At 72.5% G+C, this 17,121-nt stretch carries 12 protein-coding genes; 11 read left to right on the forward strand and 1 reads right to left on the reverse strand.

The window, feature by feature from the left end; translation table 11 throughout:
- Positions 1–659, forward strand: a 659-nt coding sequence (locus NBZ83_RS06665; protein ID WP_261574542.1) for a Trp biosynthesis-associated membrane protein, incomplete at its 5' end; no start/stop codon positions are given.
- Here NBZ83_RS06665 and NBZ83_RS06670 read toward each other — a convergent pair.
- Entirely contained in the window at positions 660–1,052 is a 393-nt protein-coding gene (locus NBZ83_RS06670) for a hypothetical protein (RefSeq protein ID WP_261574543.1), read from the reverse strand.
- Positions 1,053–1,295: 243 nt separating this feature from the next.
- Between NBZ83_RS06670 and trpC the strand changes: the two genes are divergently transcribed.
- The 10 genes from trpC (at position 1,296) to NBZ83_RS06720 (ending at position 17,000) form a co-directional block, all read left to right on the forward strand.
- Positions 1,296–2,099: an indole-3-glycerol phosphate synthase TrpC gene (gene trpC / locus NBZ83_RS06675; RefSeq protein ID WP_261570096.1), complete on the forward strand. Its 804-nt coding sequence runs from the start codon at positions 1,296–1,298 to the stop codon at positions 2,097–2,099.
- A gap of 56 nt (positions 2,100–2,155) precedes the next feature.
- Positions 2,156–3,478: a tryptophan synthase subunit beta gene (trpB, locus tag NBZ83_RS06680; protein WP_261570098.1), complete on the forward strand. Its 1,323-nt coding sequence runs from the start codon at positions 2,156–2,158 to the stop codon at positions 3,476–3,478.
- 48 nt (positions 3,479–3,526) lie between these two features.
- Entirely contained in the window at positions 3,527–4,354 is an 828-nt protein-coding gene (trpA, locus tag NBZ83_RS06685; RefSeq protein ID WP_261570100.1) for a tryptophan synthase subunit alpha, read from the forward strand.
- A 102-nt stretch (positions 4,355–4,456) separates the two neighbouring features.
- Complete coding sequence (lgt, locus tag NBZ83_RS06690) at positions 4,457–5,530, forward strand: prolipoprotein diacylglyceryl transferase (RefSeq protein WP_261574544.1); 1,074 nt, start codon at positions 4,457–4,459, stop codon at positions 5,528–5,530.
- 536 nt (positions 5,531–6,066) lie between these two features.
- Entirely contained in the window at positions 6,067–10,650 is a 4,584-nt protein-coding gene (gltB, locus tag NBZ83_RS06695) for a glutamate synthase large subunit (RefSeq protein ID WP_261570106.1), read from the forward strand.
- A 104-nt stretch (positions 10,651–10,754) separates the two neighbouring features.
- Positions 10,755–12,197 (forward strand): glutamate synthase subunit beta, encoded by a 1,443-nt coding sequence (locus NBZ83_RS06700; RefSeq protein WP_261570107.1) that lies wholly within the window; start codon positions 10,755–10,757, stop codon positions 12,195–12,197.
- Positions 12,198–12,380: 183 nt separating this feature from the next.
- Positions 12,381–12,977, forward strand: coding sequence for an adenylate kinase (locus tag NBZ83_RS06705; protein ID WP_261570114.1), 597 nt, complete (start codon positions 12,381–12,383; stop codon positions 12,975–12,977).
- A 108-nt stretch (positions 12,978–13,085) separates the two neighbouring features.
- Positions 13,086–15,362, forward strand: a complete 2,277-nt coding sequence (locus NBZ83_RS06710; RefSeq protein WP_261574545.1) for a phosphoinositide-specific phospholipase C-related protein — start codon at positions 13,086–13,088, stop codon at positions 15,360–15,362.
- 169 nt (positions 15,363–15,531) lie between these two features.
- Positions 15,532–15,987, forward strand: coding sequence for a tellurite resistance TerB family protein (locus tag NBZ83_RS06715; RefSeq protein ID WP_011606075.1), 456 nt, complete (start codon positions 15,532–15,534; stop codon positions 15,985–15,987).
- 215 nt (positions 15,988–16,202) lie between these two features.
- Entirely contained in the window at positions 16,203–17,000 is a 798-nt protein-coding gene (locus tag NBZ83_RS06720) for a sulfite exporter TauE/SafE family protein (RefSeq protein ID WP_261574546.1), read from the forward strand.
- Positions 17,001–17,121: the final 121 nt, after the last annotated feature.

The following is a 17,121-nucleotide window of genomic DNA, read 5'->3' on the forward strand; positions in this document are numbered from 1 at the left end:
GTTCCCCCTCGGCCGGGAGCGACGGGCTGCCCACGGACGCCCCGGCTGCCGTCGACGATCTCCGCGCCATGCGGGCGGCTCGCCGCGGCCGCAGGGAACGGGTGCTCGCGGTGGTCGGCTGCCTGCTCGGCGCGGGCCTTGTCCTGGTGTGCAGCGGGGCGACCTGGGTCTCCGCCCGGGTGGGCACCCCCCGCGGCGGGCTGGACGCCACCGCAGTGGCCGCGCCGCTCGCCGTGCACTGGACCGGCGGCGACATCGCCTCGGCGGCGACCGCGCTCGCCCTGGTCGGCCTCGCCGCTGCGGTCGCGATCGTCGCAACCCGGCGGATCGGCCGCCCGATCGTCGGCCTGCTGGCCGTCGCCGCGGGGATCGGCATCGCCTACGTGGCGGCGCACGTCGGCTTCGATCCGCTGGCCGCCCTGCGCGACACCGACCAGGTCCGCCAGTTCGCCCCCGGCGGGCGGGCCGAGATCAGCGGCGTGCACCGCACCGCCGCGCCGTGGCTGGCAATGCTGGGCGGCGTGCTGCTCACCGCCGCCGGCGGCCTCGCTGTCCTGCGAGGCCGATCCTGGCCGGGGATGTCCGGCCGCTACCAGGCCCGCGAAGCCAGACCGGTCGACGCCTGGGACGCGATCGAGAGGGGCCACGACCCGACCTGATCATCGCTGCCCGCCGGGGCCGGATCCGCCGCCGCCCGCCGGCAGGTCGGGATACGGGGGCAACGGGGGCAAAGGCGCGAGGGCGACGGACTCGAGCTGTGGGAGCGGGTCGGCCAGCGCCGCGAGCATCCGCGTGTGGCGCTCGAGGTCGGCCTCCAGCATGGCCATGAGCGCGTCCATCCGCGACAGGCAGCGGGCGAGCGCGTCGAGCTGCTCCTCCCAGGCCGGTACGGCCGCCGCGCCGGCCGGGTCGTGGTCCTCCACCCGGGCGGGGGCCGATGCCGGCCCAGCGGGGAATGCCCGGGGCGTCGGGGCCGAGCTGGAGACCGGCGGCATACCGGAGACCGGGGAAATACCGAAGATCAGTGGAAAGGAGGTGCGGCGAGTGTCCATGGGAACTCCCTCGATGTCGAACGCGTGTTCGACTATAGAGGATCGAAGGCGTGTGTCGCCACCCCGCCACGCCGACGGCGTGGCGGGGTGGGGTGTGATCGCCGAGTGTGAGGTGGGCCGCCGTTGCCCGAATGTTGACTACTTGGAGTTGTTGGTCGTAGCAAGTTGTGGGGGCCCCGGGCCGGGCCGCCGGGCCTGGCCTACCATCGGCGGCATGACCGCGACAGCCGCGAGCGCGGGTCGATGAGCGTCCTCGCCGAGATCCTCGACGGGGTCAGGGCCGACCTGGCCATCCGCGAGCAGCAGACCCCCCTCGCCGACCTCAAGCAGCGCGTGGAGCGCGTCCCCGACCCCAGGGACGCGCTCGCCGTGTTCCGTAACTCCCCGGTTTCGGTGATTGCCGAGGTCAAGCGCAGTTCCCCGTCGAAGGGGAAGCTGGCGGCCATCGCCGATCCCGCGGCCCTCGCCCTCGACTACGAGGCCGGCGGCGCTGCCGCCATCAGTGTGCTCACCGAAGGGCGCCGCTTCGGCGGGTCGCTCGCCGACCTCGACGCCGTGCGCCGCGCGGTGGACGTCCCGCTGCTGCGCAAGGACTTCATCGTCTCGCCCTACCAGGTCTTCGAGGCGCGCGCGCACGGGGCGGACATCGTGCTGCTCATCGTCGCCGCGCTGGACCAGCCACGGCTGGTCGGCCTGCGCGAACGGATCGAGTCGCTGGGCATGACCGCGCTCGTCGAGGTGCATGACGAGGCGGAGCTCGGCCGCGCGGTGGACGCCGACGCCCGGCTGATCGGCGTCAACGCCCGCGACCTGCGCACGCTGGAAGTCGACCGGGCCACGTTCGGCCGGCTCGCGCCGATGGTGCCCGCCGGGGTGCTCGCGGTGGCCGAGTCCGGCGTGCGCGGCCCGCACGACCTGCTCGCCTACGCCGCCGCCGGGGCCGACGCGGTGCTGGTCGGCGAGGCGGCGGTGACCGGCGATCCCCGCCAGACCATCGCCGACCTCGTGGCCGCGGGGGCGCATCCGGCTGCCAGGGTCGGCCGCTAGCGGCCGGGCCGGCCGGGTCAGCCCAACCTGTCGGTGCGGACCGATACAGTCGCACTGTGGCTACCCGAACCGCTGCCCAGCCAGCTCCCGCCGAGACCGCGACCGCGGCGCCGTCCGTCGGCGCCGTCCGGGAGCAGGCGGAGAACTGGCAGGCGTTCCCCGACCCCGCGGGGCACTTCGGCCGGTTCGGCGGGCGGTTCGTGCCCGAGGCACTCATGGCGGCCCTCGACGAGCTGACCGAGGCCTACGACCAGGCCAGGGCGGACGAGGGCTTCGTCGCCGAGCTCGACCGCCTGCTCGCCACCTATGCCGGCCGGCCCACGCCGCTCACCGACGCCCACCGGCTCACCGAGCAGGTCGGCGGCGCCCGCATCCTGCTCAAGCGCGAGGACCTGGCCCACACCGGCTCACATAAGATCAACAATGTGCTCGGCCAGTGCCTGCTGGCCAAGCGGATGGGCAAGACCCGGGTCATCGCCGAGACCGGCGCCGGCCAGCATGGTGTGGCCACCGCCACCGCCAGTGCTCTGCTCGGCCTGGACTGCGTCGTCTACATGGGCGAAGAGGACACCCGCCGGCAGGCGCTCAACGTCGCCCGGATGCGCCTGCTCGGCGCCGAGGTCGTCCCGGTCGCCTCCGGCAGCCGCACCCTCAAGGACGCCATCAACGAGGCGATGCGCGACTGGGTCGCCACCGTCGAGCACACCCATTACTGCATCGGCTCGGTGATGGGCCCGCACCCGTTCCCGATGATGGTCCGCGACTTCCAGCGCATCATCGGCGTGGAGGCCCGGGCCCAGGTGCTCGACCGTACCGGCCGGCTGCCCGACGCGGTCGTCGCCTGCGTCGGCGGCGGTTCCAATGCGATGGGCATCTTCCACCCGTTCATCCCCGACACCGCCGTCGCCCTGATCGGCTGCGAGGCCGGCGGGGACGGCGTCGCCACCGGCCGGCACGCCGCGGCGATCGCCGGTGGGTCCGCGGGCGTGCTGCACGGCATGCGGACCTTCCTGCTGCAGGACGAGTTCGGTCAGACGCAGGTGTCCCATTCGATCTCCGCCGGGCTGGACTACCCCGGCATCGGCCCCGAGCACGCGCTGCTGCACGAGACCGGTAGGGCGAGCTACCGCGTCGTCGACGACGCCGCGGCGATGGCCGCGCTCGCGCTCGTCGCCCGCACCGAGGGCATCCTTGTCGCGATCGAGAGCGCCCACGCCTTCGCCGGTGCCTTCGACGTCGCCCGCGAGCTCGGCCCGGACGCGACCGTCCTGGTCAACTGCTCCGGCCGCGGCGACAAGGATGTCGACACGGCGGCCCGCTGGTTCGGCCTGCTCGACGACGCGGGCGGCGCCGCCGCCGGCGCGGACCCGCGCGGCTGACGCCGGCGCACAGCCAGCCCTCGGGCTCGACGGAACGGACGCAGCACGGTGCAGAGTCGGTTGGACGAGCGTTTCACGGCCGCCCGCGAGGAGGGCCGATCCCTGCTGGTCGGCTACCTGCCGGCCGGCTATCCGACGGTTGACGGCGGAATCGCGGCGATGCGGGCCATGGTCGCGGCGGGCGTCGACGTCGTCGAGGTCGGCCTGCCCTACTCCGACCCGACGATGGACGGTCCGGTGATCCAGGACGCCGCCGACGCGGCGCTGCGCGGCGGGGTGACGACCACGGACGTGCTGCGCACCGTCGAGGCGGTGGCCGCCACCGGCGCACCCGTTCTGGTCATGACCTACTGGAACCCGATCGACCGCTACGGCCCGGCGCGGTTCGCCGCCGACCTCGCCGCGGCCGGCGGAGCGGGGACGATCACCCCGGACCTGCCGCCCGAGGAGTCGGCCCCGTGGCTCGAGGCGAGCGCGGAGCACGGCCTCGCCCCGGTGTTCCTCGTCGCGCCCAGCTCCTCGGACGCCCGGATCCGGCTGGTCGCCGGGATCTCCGGTGGTTTCGTCTACGCCGCCTCCCTGATGGGCGTGACCGGCACCCGGGCCGCGGTCGGCACGCAGGCCGCCGATCTGGTCGCCCGCGTACGGACCGCCACCGAGCTGCCGGTGGCGGTCGGCCTCGGGGTCAGCACCGGCGCGCAGGCCGCCAAGGTGGCCGGCTTCGCCGACGGGGTCATCGTCGGCTCGGCGTTGGTCAAGGTCCTGGTCGACGCGCAGCGCTCCGGTGCGGGCGATGCCGCCGCCCTCGACGGCATCGGCAGGCTCGCCGCCGAGCTCGCCGCCGGGGTCCGCACCCCCGTCCCGGCCTCGGCCTGAGCATCCCGGTCCCGCCGGCACCCGCATCGGCGGGTACCTCCACCGGAGTGGCGCCACCGCCCCCCACCGGCCCGCCGCGGCCCGCGGGATAGCCTGACGAACGTGGTACTCGCCGCCATCCCCAGCCCCTCCCGTGGTGTGGTGCATCTCGGGCCGGTGCCTCTGCGCGCCTACGCCCTGATGATCATCATCGGCATCGTGGTCGCCGTCGTCGTCACCGGACGCAGGTTGCGCGCCCGGGGCATGGATCCGGCGATCGCCGGGGAGATCGCCTACTGGGCTGTCCCCTTCGGGATCGTCGGCGCCCGGATCTACCACGTCCTCAGCACCCCGGACGCCTACTTCGGCGACAACGGGCATGTCGCCGACGTAGTCAAGATCTGGAACGGCGGGCTGGGGATCTGGGGGGCCATCGCCGGCGGCGCGCTCGGCGCCTGGTTCGCCGCCCGTCGCCTCGGGATCAGCCTTCCCCTGTTCGCCGACGCCGCCGCGCCCGGGATCATCCTCGCGCAGGCCATCGGGCGCTGGGGTAACTGGTTCAACCAGGAGCTGTACGGCAAGCCCACCACGCTTGCCTGGGCGGTGCGCATCGACCCCGCGCACCGGGCCGACCCGGGGGTGGCGACGTACCAGCCGACGTTCCTCTACGAGTTCCTGTGGAACCTCGTCGTGGCCGGCATCCTGCTGTTCGTCGACCGGCGCCACCGGCTCGGCCGGGGCCGGCTGTTCGCCCTGTACGTCGCGCTTTACACGTTCGGCCGTCTGTGGATCGAGATGCTGCGCATCGACACCGCGGACGAGATCCTCGGCCTGCGCGTGAACATCTGGACCTCCGCGATCGTCTGCATCGGCGCCGTGGTGGCGCTGCTGGTCGTGCGCCGGCCGGTGGATCCGGACGTGTCTCCGGAGGAGCAGCGGGCACTGGGCCTCGTCCAGGAGCGGGCCCGGCGCCGGCCCGCAGGTGCCGGAGCCAAGCCCGTCGCGGAAGCCCGGACCGCCGCGGACGCCGCCGACGAGCCCAATGACACCTCCCGCGCCGACACCTCCCGCGCCGACACCTCCAGTGCCGACACCTCGCATATCGCGGATGGCGAGCAGCCGGTTACGGAGGTCGAAGCCGGGGCGGGAGCGGTGCCGTCCGGGCGGACGAAGGTCGACAGGCCGCCCGCTCCCTGAGCTGGCGTTCGCGTCGCCGGCCCGGATCGCAGGTGCGCGTGGTGCCACGATCTGGCCGGGATCGGATAGGCGGGTGGCTGTGGCCCTGCGGCCGCGGGTGGTGTGCGTGGGAAAGGGACAGTCGGGTTCTTCTGTAGGGACAAAGCGGACGCGGAACCCGGCAGAAGGACCATGGAGCTGCTCTCCCATGCATCCGCCGCCAACCCGCGATCCACCGACCGACCCGCCGACCGACCGGCTCGCGGACCCCGCGGCCCGCGGACCTCGATCAAGAAACTCGAAAAAACTCACGCGAAGACCGCATGATCTCAACGAAATACGCGCCTACTCGGTCCGACCGCGGTGGTGCTTGGAAATGTGACGTTATACGGCCGTGATCTCCTGGACATATATGATCACGGCGTCTCGACGCGGCGCGTGGCACACTCGACGGGAGGGCAGCCGACGCTGGGCCAGCGCCGTCGTGCCCCCGTTCCACCTCGGACAGCGTCGTCCGCACCTCCTTCAGCCCCTGAAGATGGACAGGACTTCGCCGGATGCCGAGTGCGCAAGGTCTTTACGACCCCACCTTCGAACACGATGCCTGTGGTGTCGGCTTCGTCGTCGACGTGCACGGCCGTCGCAGCCACGAACTGGTCGACCAGGGCCTGACCGTGCTGCGCAACCTCGATCACCGAGGCGCGTCGGGCAGCGACCCGGACACCGGCGACGGAGCCGGCATCCTGGTCCAGGTCCCCGATCTGTTCCTGCGCGACGTGGTCGATTTCGCCCTGCCCGAGCCCGGGCGGTATGCGGTCGGCATCGCCTTCCTGCCGCAGGTCGCGGGGGAGCGCGACGACGCGGTGCGCACGATCAGCCGCATCGTCCGCCAGGAGGGGCTGCGGGTCCTCGGCTGGCGTGAGGTGCCGACGGTCAGCCACATCGTCGGGCACGCCGCCCGCGAGGTGGAGCCGCGGATGCGTCAGCTCTTCCTCGCGCCTGCGGGCAGCCTGCCCACCTCGGGGACGCAGGGCGCGGCGATCGCGCGGGGGGCGGCCGAGGGCGGTGCCGACGACGGCTTCGACGCGGGTGAGCTGGAGCGTCGGGCGTTCTGCGTGCGCAAGCGGATCCGCCGGGAGACCGGCGTCTACCTGGCGTCACTGTCGTCACGGACGCTGGTCTACAAGGGGATGCTGACCACCCATCAGCTCTCGGCGTACTTCCCGGACCTCGACGACCCGCGGTTCGCCAGCGCCATCGCGCTCGTGCACAGCCGCTTCTCGACGAACACGTTCCCGAGCTGGCCGCTGGCGCACCCCTACCGGTTTGTCGCGCACAACGGCGAGATCAACACCGTCCGCGGCAACCGGAACTGGATGCGGGCCCGCGAGGCGCTGCTGGCCAGCGACCTCATCCCCGGCGACCTGGCTCGGTTGTTCCCCATCTGCGCGGACGGCGCGAGCGACTCGGCGAGCTTCGACGAGGTGCTGGAGCTGCTGCACCTGGGCGGGCGCAGCCTGCCGCACTCGGTGCTGATGATGATCCCCGAGGCGTGGGAGAACCACGCCGAGATGGACCCGGCGCTGCGGGCCTTCTACGAGTTCCACTCCGCTCTGATGGAGCCCTGGGACGGCCCGGCGTCGATCGCGTTCACCGACGGCACGGTCATCGGCGCGGTGCTGGACCGCAACGGCCTGCGCCCGTCGCGGTACTGGGTGACCGACGACGGGCTGGTCGTGATGGCCTCCGAGGTCGGCGTGCTCGACATCCCGCCGCACAAGGTCGTCCAGAAGGGGCGGTTGCAGCCGGGCCGGATGTTCCTCGTCGACACCGCGCAGCAGCGCATCGTCAGCGACGATGAGATCAAGTCGGAGCTGTCGAGCGCCGCCCCCTACGCCGAGTGGCTGCATGCCGGGCTGATCTCGCTGGACGACCTGCCCGACCGCGAGCAGATGATCTACGGCCACTCCTCCGTGCTGCGCCGCCAGCAGGTGTTCGGCTACACCGAGGAGGAACTACGCGTTCTGGTCGCGCCGATGGCGCGGGCCGGCGCCGAGCCGATCGGCTCGATGGGTACCGACACGCCCGTCGCCGTGCTTTCCAGCCGCCCCCGGCTGCTGTTCGACTACTTCACCCAGTTGTTCGCGCAGGTCACCAACCCGCCGCTGGACGCGATCCGGGAGGAGCTGGTCACCAGCCTCGGGCGCACCCTGGGCCCGGAGGGAAACCTGCTCGCGCCGTCGCCGGCGTCGTGCCGGATGGTGCACCTGCCCTACCCGGTGATCTCCAGCGGCCAGCTCTCGAAGATCATCGGCATCAACGACGACGGGGACATGCCCGGTTTCGCCTCGGTGACGGTGCGCGGCCTCTACGACGTCGACGGCGGCGGTGAGGCGCTCGCGGCCCGCCTCACCGAGATCTGCGCCGGGGTCAGCGAGGCCATCGCCGACGGGGCGCGCGTCGTCGTGCTCTCCGACCGCGACTCCGACGAGCGCAAGGCGCCGATCCCGTCGCTGCTGCTCACCGCGGCCGTGCACCATCACCTGATCCGGGAGCGGACCCGGACGAAGGTCGGCCTCATCGTCGAGTGCGGCGACGCCCGTGAGGTCCACCACATCGCCCTGCTCACCGGCTACGGCGCCGCGGCGGTCAACCCGTACCTGGCGTTCGAGTCGATCGACGCGCTCATCGCCGAGGGCGAGATCGTCGGCGTGTCCCGGGAGCAGGCCGAAAAGAACCTGATCAAGGCGCTGGGCAAGGGCGTGCTGAAGGTGATGTCCAAGATGGGCATCTCCACCGTGGCCAGCTACACCGGTGCGCAGGTCTTCGAGGCGATCGGGCTGTCCCAGGAGCTGGTCGACGCCTACTTCGTCGGCACCCCGTCGCGCCTCGACGGCGTCGGCCTCGGCGTGATCGCCGACGAGGTCGCCGCGCGGCACCGCCGCGCGCACCCGCGGGTCCCCTCCGAGCTGGCGCACCGCGGGCTGGAGATCGGCGGTGAGTACCAGTGGCGGCGCGAGGGCGAGATCCACCTGTTCAACCCGGAGACCGTCTTCCTGCTCCAGCACGCCACCCGCACCCGCCGGTACGAGGTCTTCCAGGAGTACACCGGCAAGGTCGACGGTCTGTCCAGGGAGAACTCGACCCTGCGCGGGCTGTTCGAGCTGCGCACCGGGGTGCGCCCGCCGGTGCCGATCGACGAGGTCGAACCGGTCTCGGAGATCGTCAAGCGGTTCGCGACCGGCGCCATGTCCTATGGGTCGATCAGCGCCGAGGCCCACGAGACGCTGGCCATCGCCATGAACCGGCTCGGCGGCAAGTCGAACACCGGCGAGGGCGGCGAGGACGCCGAGCGCTTCGTCCCCGACGCCAACGGCGACCTGCGCCGCTCGGCGGTCAAGCAGGTCGCCAGCGGCCGGTTCGGCGTGACCAGCGAGTACCTGGCCAACGCCGACGACATCCAGATCAAGATGGCGCAGGGGGCGAAGCCCGGCGAGGGCGGCCAGCTACCGGCTCACAAGGTCTATCCGTGGATCGCCAGGACCCGGCACTCGACGCCGGGCGTCGGGCTCATCTCCCCGCCGCCGCACCACGACATCTACTCGATCGAGGACCTCGCCCAGCTCATCCACGACCTGAAGAACGCCAACCCGAAGGCGCGGGTGCACGTCAAACTGGTCGCCGAGGTCGGCGTCGGCACTGTCGCCGCCGGCGTCTCCAAGGCACACGCCGACGTGGTGCTGATCTCCGGGCACGACGGTGGCACCGGCGCGTCCCCGCTGACCTCGCTCAAGCACGCCGGCGCCCCCTGGGAGCTGGGCCTGGCCGAGACCCAGCAGACGCTGCTGCTCAACGGGCTGCGCGACCGGATCGTCGTGCAGGTCGACGGCCAGCTCAAGACCGGCCGTGACGTCATCGTCGGCGCGCTGCTCGGCGCCGAGGAGTTCGGTTTCGCCACCGCACCGCTGGTCGTCGCCGGCTGCGTGATGATGCGCGTCTGCCACCTCGACACCTGCCCCGTCGGCGTGGCCACCCAGAATCCGGCGCTGCGGGAACGGTTCACCGGCAAGCCGGAGTTCGTCGAGGCGTTCTTCACCTTCATCGCCGAGGAGGTCCGCGCCTACCTCGCGGCACTGGGCTTCCGCACGCTGAAGGAGGCCGTCGGCCGGGTCGACCTGCTCGACGCCCGCGCGGCGGTCGAGCACTGGAAGGCCTCCGGGCTCGACATCACCCCGCTGCTGCACAGCCCCGAGCGGCCGTTCGGCGGCTCGCTGAACTGCACCTCCAGCCAGGACCACGGGCTGGACAAGGCGCTGGACAACTCGCTGATCCAGCTCTGCGAGGGCGCGCTCGACGACGGCCGGCCGGTGTGGCTGGAGATGCCGATCCGCAACGTCAACCGTACCGTCGGCACCATGCTCGGCTACGAGGTGACGAAGCGGTACGGCGCGGCCGGGCTGCCCGACGACACGATCCAGCTGCGCTTCACCGGGTCCGCCGGGCAGAGCTTCGGCGCCTTCGCCCCCCGGGGCATGACGCTGACCCTCGAAGGCGACGTGAACGACTACACCGGCAAGGGTCTGTCCGGTGGCAAGATCTTCGTGTTCCCGCCGAAGGAGTCGCCGCTGCGCGCCGAGGACAACATCGTCGCCGGCAACGTCCTGCTCTACGGGGCGACGGCGGGCGAGGCGTTCTTCCGCGGGATCGTCGGCGAGCGGTTCTGCGTGCGTAACTCCGGGGCGACCGCGGTCGTCGAGGGCGTCGGCGACCACGGCTGCGAGTACATGACCGGCGGCACGGTGCTGGTCCTCGGCGCGATCGGGCGTAACTTCGCCGCGGGCATGAGCGGCGGCGTGGCGTACCTCTACAACCCGGTCAAGGCCCGGATCAACACCGAGATGGTCGACGTCGAGGACCTGGACCCCGCCGACGAGGCGGTCGTGCGCGACCTGCTCGTCCGGCACCGCCGGGAAACCGGCTCGACGGTGGCCGCGCGCCTGCACGCCGACTGGGAGAACGTGCGCGGTGCGTTCTGCAAGGTCATGCCGCGCGACTACAAGCGGGTGCTCACCGCGATCCGCCAGGCCGAAGAGCAGGGCCTCGTCGCCGAAGACGTGATCATGGCGGCGAGTCGTGTCTGACCGGCGCGTCGCGCGCGGCCGCTGGCCGGCCGGCCAGCGGCTGATCGCTCAGAAGCTGATCGCACAGCGGGCCGGGCGGCCCGGACGGATCCGACAGGAGTGTCATGGCTGACCCGACAGGCTTCCTCAAGCACCGCCGGGAGCTGCCGAAGCGCCGGCCGGTCGATCTCCGCCTCCAGGACTGGCAGGAGGTCTACCAGTCCTTCCCCGAGGAGCATCTGCGCGAGCAGGCCGGCCGGTGCATGGACTGCGGCATCCCGTTCTGCCACAACGGCTGTCCGCTGGGCAACCTCATCCCCGAGTGGAACGACCTGTCCCGGCGCGGGGACTGGACCGACGCGATCGAGCGGCTGCACGCGACGAACAACTTCCCGGAGTTCACCGGCCGGCTGTGCCCCGCGCCCTGCGAGGCGGCCTGCGTGCTGGGCATCGGGGACGACCCGGTGACCATCAAGCAGGTCGAGGTCAGCATCATCGACCGCGCCTGGGCGGACGGCACCGTCGTCCCGGTGCCGCCGAGCGTGCGCACCGGCCGGCGGGTCGCGGTCGTCGGGTCCGGGCCGGCCGGGCTCGCCGCCGCCCAGCAGCTCACCCGCGCCGGGCACGACGTCGCCGTGTACGAGCGGGCGGACCGGGCCGGCGGACTGCTGCGCTACGGCATTCCCGAGTTCAAGATGGAGAAGAGGGTCGTCGACCAGCGGCTCGCCCAGATGGAGGCCGAAGGCACCTCGTTCGTCACCTCCTGCAATGTCGGGGTCGACATCACCGCTGACGAGCTGCGGTCCTCCTACGACGCGGTCGTCCTCGCGGGCGGCTCGACAGTCGGCCGTGACCTGCCGGTCCCCGGCCGGGAGTTCGGCGGCATCCATCTGGCCATGGAGTTCCTCGTCCCGGCGAACCGGGTTGCCCAGGGTGACCTGGAGACCTCGCCGATCTCAGCGCGGGGCAAGCGGGTCGTCATCATCGGCGGTGGCGACACCGGCGCGGACTGCCTGGGCACCTCGCATCGGCAGGGCGCGGCGTCGGTGCACCAGCTCGAGATCATGCCGCGCCCGCCGGAGCTGCGGGCGCCGGCCAACCCGTGGCCGTCGTACCCGATCGTCTACCGGGTCTCCAGCGCGCACGAGGAGGGCGGCGAGCGGGTGTTCGCCGTCTCCACCGAGCGGTTCCTCGGCGACGACGAGGGCAACGTGCGGGCGCTGCGCATGCACGAGGTCCGTTTCGCCGACGGGAAGTTCGTCAAGGTCGAGGGCACCGACGTCGAGCTGCCCTGCGAGCTGGTGCTGCTGGCCATGGGCTTCACCGGCCCGCAGCGGCCCGGCCTGCTCGCCGATCTCGGCGTCGAGCTCGACGCCCGGGGCAACGTCGCCCGCGATGCCGGCTGGTCGTCGTCGGTGCCCGGCGTGTTCGTCGCCGGGGACATGGGCCGCGGCCAGTCGTTGATCGTCTGGGCGATCGCGGAGGGGCGTGCGGCGGCCGCGGCGGTCGACCGCTACCTCATGGGCCGCACCGACCTGCCCGAGCCGATCACCCCGACCCGTCGCTGACGGTGACGGCCGCCCCTGCGTGGGGCGGCCGGTCCCGGCCCATGCCACGGGTGTGGCTGCGTGGGCCGGGTGTTTGCGTTCGGTGACATTTCGCTGTGATGTGCCTTGCTCCCTGCCGGATCTGTTCCGATTGACCGAGATCTGCGCTGGGGGTCGGCGCTGGTGGCGGTACCGTCCTGTCATATGAGGCTCGTGCTGCTCGGCCCCCCGGGCTCCGGCAAGGGAACGCAGGGTGCGCGGATCGGTGCCCGGCATGGCATCCCCGCGATCTCCACCGGGCAGCTGTTCGACCGGCAGATCGCCGCGGGCACGGAGCTGGGCCGGCGTGCCGAGCGCTACGTCCGTGCCGGCGAGCTCGTCCCCGACGAGATCGTCCTGGACATGGTCGCCGAACGGCTCGCCGGCGACGTCGACTGCGAGGTCGGTTTCCTGCTCGACGGCTTTCCCCGCACCTACCCGCAGGCGGAGGCGCTGGACCGGATGCTCGCCGCGAGCTGCGGACCCCTCGACGCGGTCGTCGACCTCGACGTCGACATCGACGAGGTGCTCGACCGCATCCGGCGCCGCGCGCACACCGAGGACCGCGTCGACGACGCCGACGACACCGCACGCCGTCGCCTGAAGGTCTTCGCCGAGGAGACCGCGCCGCTGCGTCGCTACTACGGTCGCAGCGGTCTGCTGCGCACCGTGGACGGCGCGGGCACCCCTGACGAGGTGGCGGCCCGCATCGAGCGAGTACTGGCGGACACCGCCCACCCCGAGCTGCCCCTGCTCGGCTGACGGCAGCGCCCGGCCCGTCAGCCGGCGCCGGAGGGCACCCCGGCGGGGGAGCCCTGAGGAGACGCCGCTCGCCGCCGCCCGCGATGCCGATGCGCCGGGCGCGATATCTTGACGGCGGTGAGCCAGGGCGCAGATGAACGGAACTCGTCGGCGCGGGCCGAGGGGGCCGCGGGCGTCGCTCCGGCCGTCGCCGGGCCGCGGAACACGGCCCGCCGCCGCGCCGCGCACGCCGGTCTTGTCGCCCTCGTCGTGGTCTGCTGGCTGCCGCTGGTGGTCATCCTCACCGCGTCGCGGACCGTGCTGCACCCGGCCTTCTACTCCCAGTCGCTGACCCGGGCGCATGCCTACGACCGCATCTACACCGAGGTTCTGCCCGACCCGGCGGTCGACACCCTGCTCGCCGGGCTGCCGATCGACAGCTCACTGGTCACCTCGAACCTGCGGACGGTGCTGCCGCCGGCGACGGTGCAGGAGATGACCGACGAGCAGATCACCCGGATCGTCGACTACCTGCGTGCCCGTACCGGCGACGTCGAGCTCGCCGTCGACCTGCGTCCGATCTTCGGCAACATCTCCGGCCTGGCCAATCGCTACATTGCCGGTGAGCTCGGCGCCGGCACCAGGTACCGGGTCACCTCCGTGCAGGACTTCACCCAGGGCGTGCTGACCGCGCTCGACGACATCGCGGCGGGTCGCCCCCCGGCGTCGCTGCCCACGATCGAGCTGACCCCGCAGGACACCGACCGGATCCTGCCCCTCGTGCTCGACCGGGTGGACCCGGCGACCCGCGACCGCGTCGGACCCGAGCTGCGGGCGATGCTGCGCTCCGGCGACGTTGCCGCGGCGCTGGCCCTCATCGGCCCGCAGGTGTTCCAGGGCGACGAGCGGGCCACCGCCCGGCTCCAGACATCGCTGCACGGCTCCACCCTCGACCTCGGGCTCCGCCTGTCGGACCTGCGCGACTCCCCGGCGATCAGCGCGATCGACCGCCTGCACGACGTCGCCGCCGCCCTGACCTGGGCGACCGTTCTGCTCAGCCTGATCATGGCAGGTGCGCTGGCCGCCATTGTCGTACTGGCCGGGCGGCGGGGGGTGTCGCAGGTGCGGGCGGCAGCCGGGGCGGTGATCGCGGCCGGGCTCGGCGCGGCCGGACTCGGCGTGGTGCTGCGCCTCGCCCTGCCCAATCCGCTGACCTCGCTCGCCGGGCCGCACTCGCCGTTGCCCCCCGGGGCGAGCGGAGTGCTTGTCGACTTCTCCCGGCAGGCCTACGGAACGGTGGAGAGCGACTACCTGCGGGTCGTGGCCTGGACGCTCGTCGTCGGCATCGTCGCAGCCGGACTGTCGCTGCTGGTCGCGGCGTCGGCGCGGTGGAGTCGGACCGGTCGCCGCCGCCGGGTCGCCACCGCGTTCGTCCTGGCCGTGCCGGTGATGGTGACCGTGACCTGGACCGCCTTCCCCGGCGCCGCCGCCGAGCCCCGCGAGCTGTGCGAGAGCAGCCCGTCGCTGTGCGACCGGCGCTACGACCAGGTGACCTATCTCGCGACCCACAACGCGATGGCGAACAGCGAGGACCGGTTCCTCGGCCCGTCCCAGGACCCCACGATCGTCCACCAGCTCGACCTCGGGGTCCGGACGCTGCTGATCGACGTCCATCACTGGACGCCGCCGGCGCAGGTCGAGGCGTACCTGGCCACCTTGGCGCCGGCGACCCGCGCGGCGCTGGCGCCGCTGGCCCAGGGCGCCGTCTCGACGCGGCCCGGCGTCTGGCTGTGCCACAACCTGTGCCAGCTCGGCTCGCTCGACTTCGTCGCGGAACTCGGCCGGGTGCGGGACTGGATGACCCGCAACCCCACCGAGGTGGTGAGTCTGATCATCCAGGATGACGACGTCCCCGCCAGCGAGATCGCGGGCGGGGTGGCGTCGGCCGGACTCGCGGCGATGGTGGCGACACCGCCGGACGACCCGCACGGGCGCTGGCCGACGCTGCGAACCATGATCGATTCGGGCCGGCGGCTGGTGGTCTTCACCGAGCGCCAGGACCTGCCGGGCACGTTCCTGCGCAGCTTCTACCGGTACGCCGCCGACACGCCCTTCGACGCGAAGCGGCCCGAGGACCTGCGCGGCTGCGTGCGCAACCGGGGCGCAGCCGGAGCCGGGCTGCTGCTGATGAACCACTGGCTCACCGACGCCGCGCCCAGCCGGCGGGCCGCGCTGACCTCCAACGCCACCGACACCATCGTCGGGCGGGCCGAACGCTGCCGCGCGGAGCAGGGACGGACGCCGACGTTTGTCGCGGTCGACTTTTCCACCATCGGCGCGGCGCAGCCCGCGGTGGACCGGCTCAACCGTCTTCCCGCTTCACGTGCCACCGCCGCCGGAGGCTGATGCGGCGCAGGCCCGACGCGGCCGGGGCTGGCGCGGGCGGGGGGCTGGCGCGGGCGGGGGGCTGGCGCGGGCGGGGCGGTGGTGGTGGTGGGAGCATGAGCCGGCCATCGTGCGTTGCAACTCGCGAGATGATGGTCCGTCCGACTCATACCCGCGCAAGGGAGCTCAGGTGCCCATCTGGAACCAGCTGCGGCAGTCCGCCCAGACGATGCAGGGCCAGCTGGCCGCGAAGAAGAACGACCTGAAAAGCGGTGCCTTCCGCGACGCCAGCATGGCGATCTGCGCACTGGTGGCGGCGGCGGATGGGACGATCGACCCGGCGGAGCGCCAGCGGGTCGCGTCGTTGATCATCTCCAATGACGTGCTCAACAACTTCCCGGCCGACGATCTCCAGCGTCGCTTCAACGACTACGTCGGCAAGCTGCAGGCGGACTTCGAGTTCGGCAAGGTGTCAGTCCTGCAGGACATCGGCAAGACGAAGAAGAAGCCGGCCGAGGCGCGCGCCGTCATCCAGATCGGGATCGTCATCGGCGGGGCCGACGGCACGTTCGACAAGAGCGAGCAGGCCGTCGTGCGCGAGGCCTGCTTCGCCGTCGGCATCAGCCCCGAGGAGTTCGATCTGTAGATTCGCCTCGGAGCGCGGCGCTCGCCGCGCACCTGCCTCGTCACACTGCCGCCCATCTTCGCCGCCGGAGTCGGATGCTCGGGCACATCACCCGGGTGCGCCGTCGCGCAGGTGCAGGTGGCTTGTCCGGGGAACCGGCCGGTAGGCCGGCGCGGACTGTGCCGCCCACGCCGGCTCGGCGCATCCGGTGCGACGGTGTGTGCCGAGGAGGATGCGTGGGTCCAGCCGATGCCCTGCTGACAGCCGGGGCGGGCCTGCTGGCGGGAGCGGTCAACGCCATTGCCGGCGGGGGCACCCTGATCGCCTTCCCGGCTCTGCTCACCACCGGGATGCCCGCGCTGACCGCGAACATCACCTCCTCGGTGGGCCTGCTCACCGGCTATGCCGGCGGCGCGTTGGGCTACCGCCGTGAGCTCGCCGACCAGCTTGACCGGCTGCGGGCGCTCGGACCGCCCGCGATGCTCGGCGGCATCGTCGGCGCGATCGTGCTGCTGGCCACCCCGTCGGACAGCTTCCGGGCCCTGGTCCCGTATCTCGTCCTGGTGTCATGCCTGCTGCTGGCGGCGCAGACCCGGCTGGCCGCCCTCGTGGCGCGTCGGCGGGCCGCGGCCGGCGGGTCGGGGAACGGCGGGTCGGGGAACGGCGGGTCGGGGAACACGGTCACCTGGCCCACCCGGATCGGGATCTTCGTCGCGGGCGTGTACGGCTCCTACTTCGGCGCAGGGCTCGGCGTGTTGCTGCTCGGGGTGCTGGGCATCCTGCTCGTCGACGACCTCCAACGGACCAACGCGCTCAAGACGCTGCTCGCCTTCGGCGTGAACGCCCTGGGCGTTGCTGTGTTCCTGGTCACCGCCAGGGTCGCCTGGGGATACGCGGGCATCCTCGTCGTCGCCTCGTTGCTCGGCGGCCTGCTCGGCGCCCGGATCGCCCGGCGGCTGCGCCCGGCTCTCCTGCGCACGGCAGTAATCACGCTCGGGGTCACCGTGGCGATCGCGCTCATCGTCCGTAACTGATCAGCGGCACACGGGCGTCATCTCTCCGCGGGACAACCGGCCGGACAACGCCTCCTCCCGTCTCGATTAATCTCGCCAGCCCGTTCCCCGAATGACCCTCACGTCACTGTCACAATGGCAG

Origin of the sequence: Frankia gtarii, assembly GCF_025403375.1 — a bacterium.
GTDB lineage: Bacteria > Actinomycetota > Actinomycetes > Frankiales > Frankiaceae > Frankia > Frankia gtarii.

Coding starts and splice junctions, on each gene's coding strand:
- NBZ83_RS06670 (WP_261574543.1), bottom strand. CDS start 1,052: ATGGACACTCGCCGCACCTCCTTTCCACTGATCTTCGGTATTTCCCCG.
- trpC (WP_261570096.1), top strand. CDS start 1,296: ATGAGCGTCCTCGCCGAGATCCTCGACGGGGTCAGGGCCGACCTGGCC.
- gltB (WP_261570106.1), top strand. CDS start 6,067: ATGCCGAGTGCGCAAGGTCTTTACGACCCCACCTTCGAACACGATGCC.
- NBZ83_RS06700 (WP_261570107.1), top strand. CDS start 10,755: ATGGCTGACCCGACAGGCTTCCTCAAGCACCGCCGGGAGCTGCCGAAG.
- NBZ83_RS06705 (WP_261570114.1), top strand. CDS start 12,381: ATGAGGCTCGTGCTGCTCGGCCCCCCGGGCTCCGGCAAGGGAACGCAG.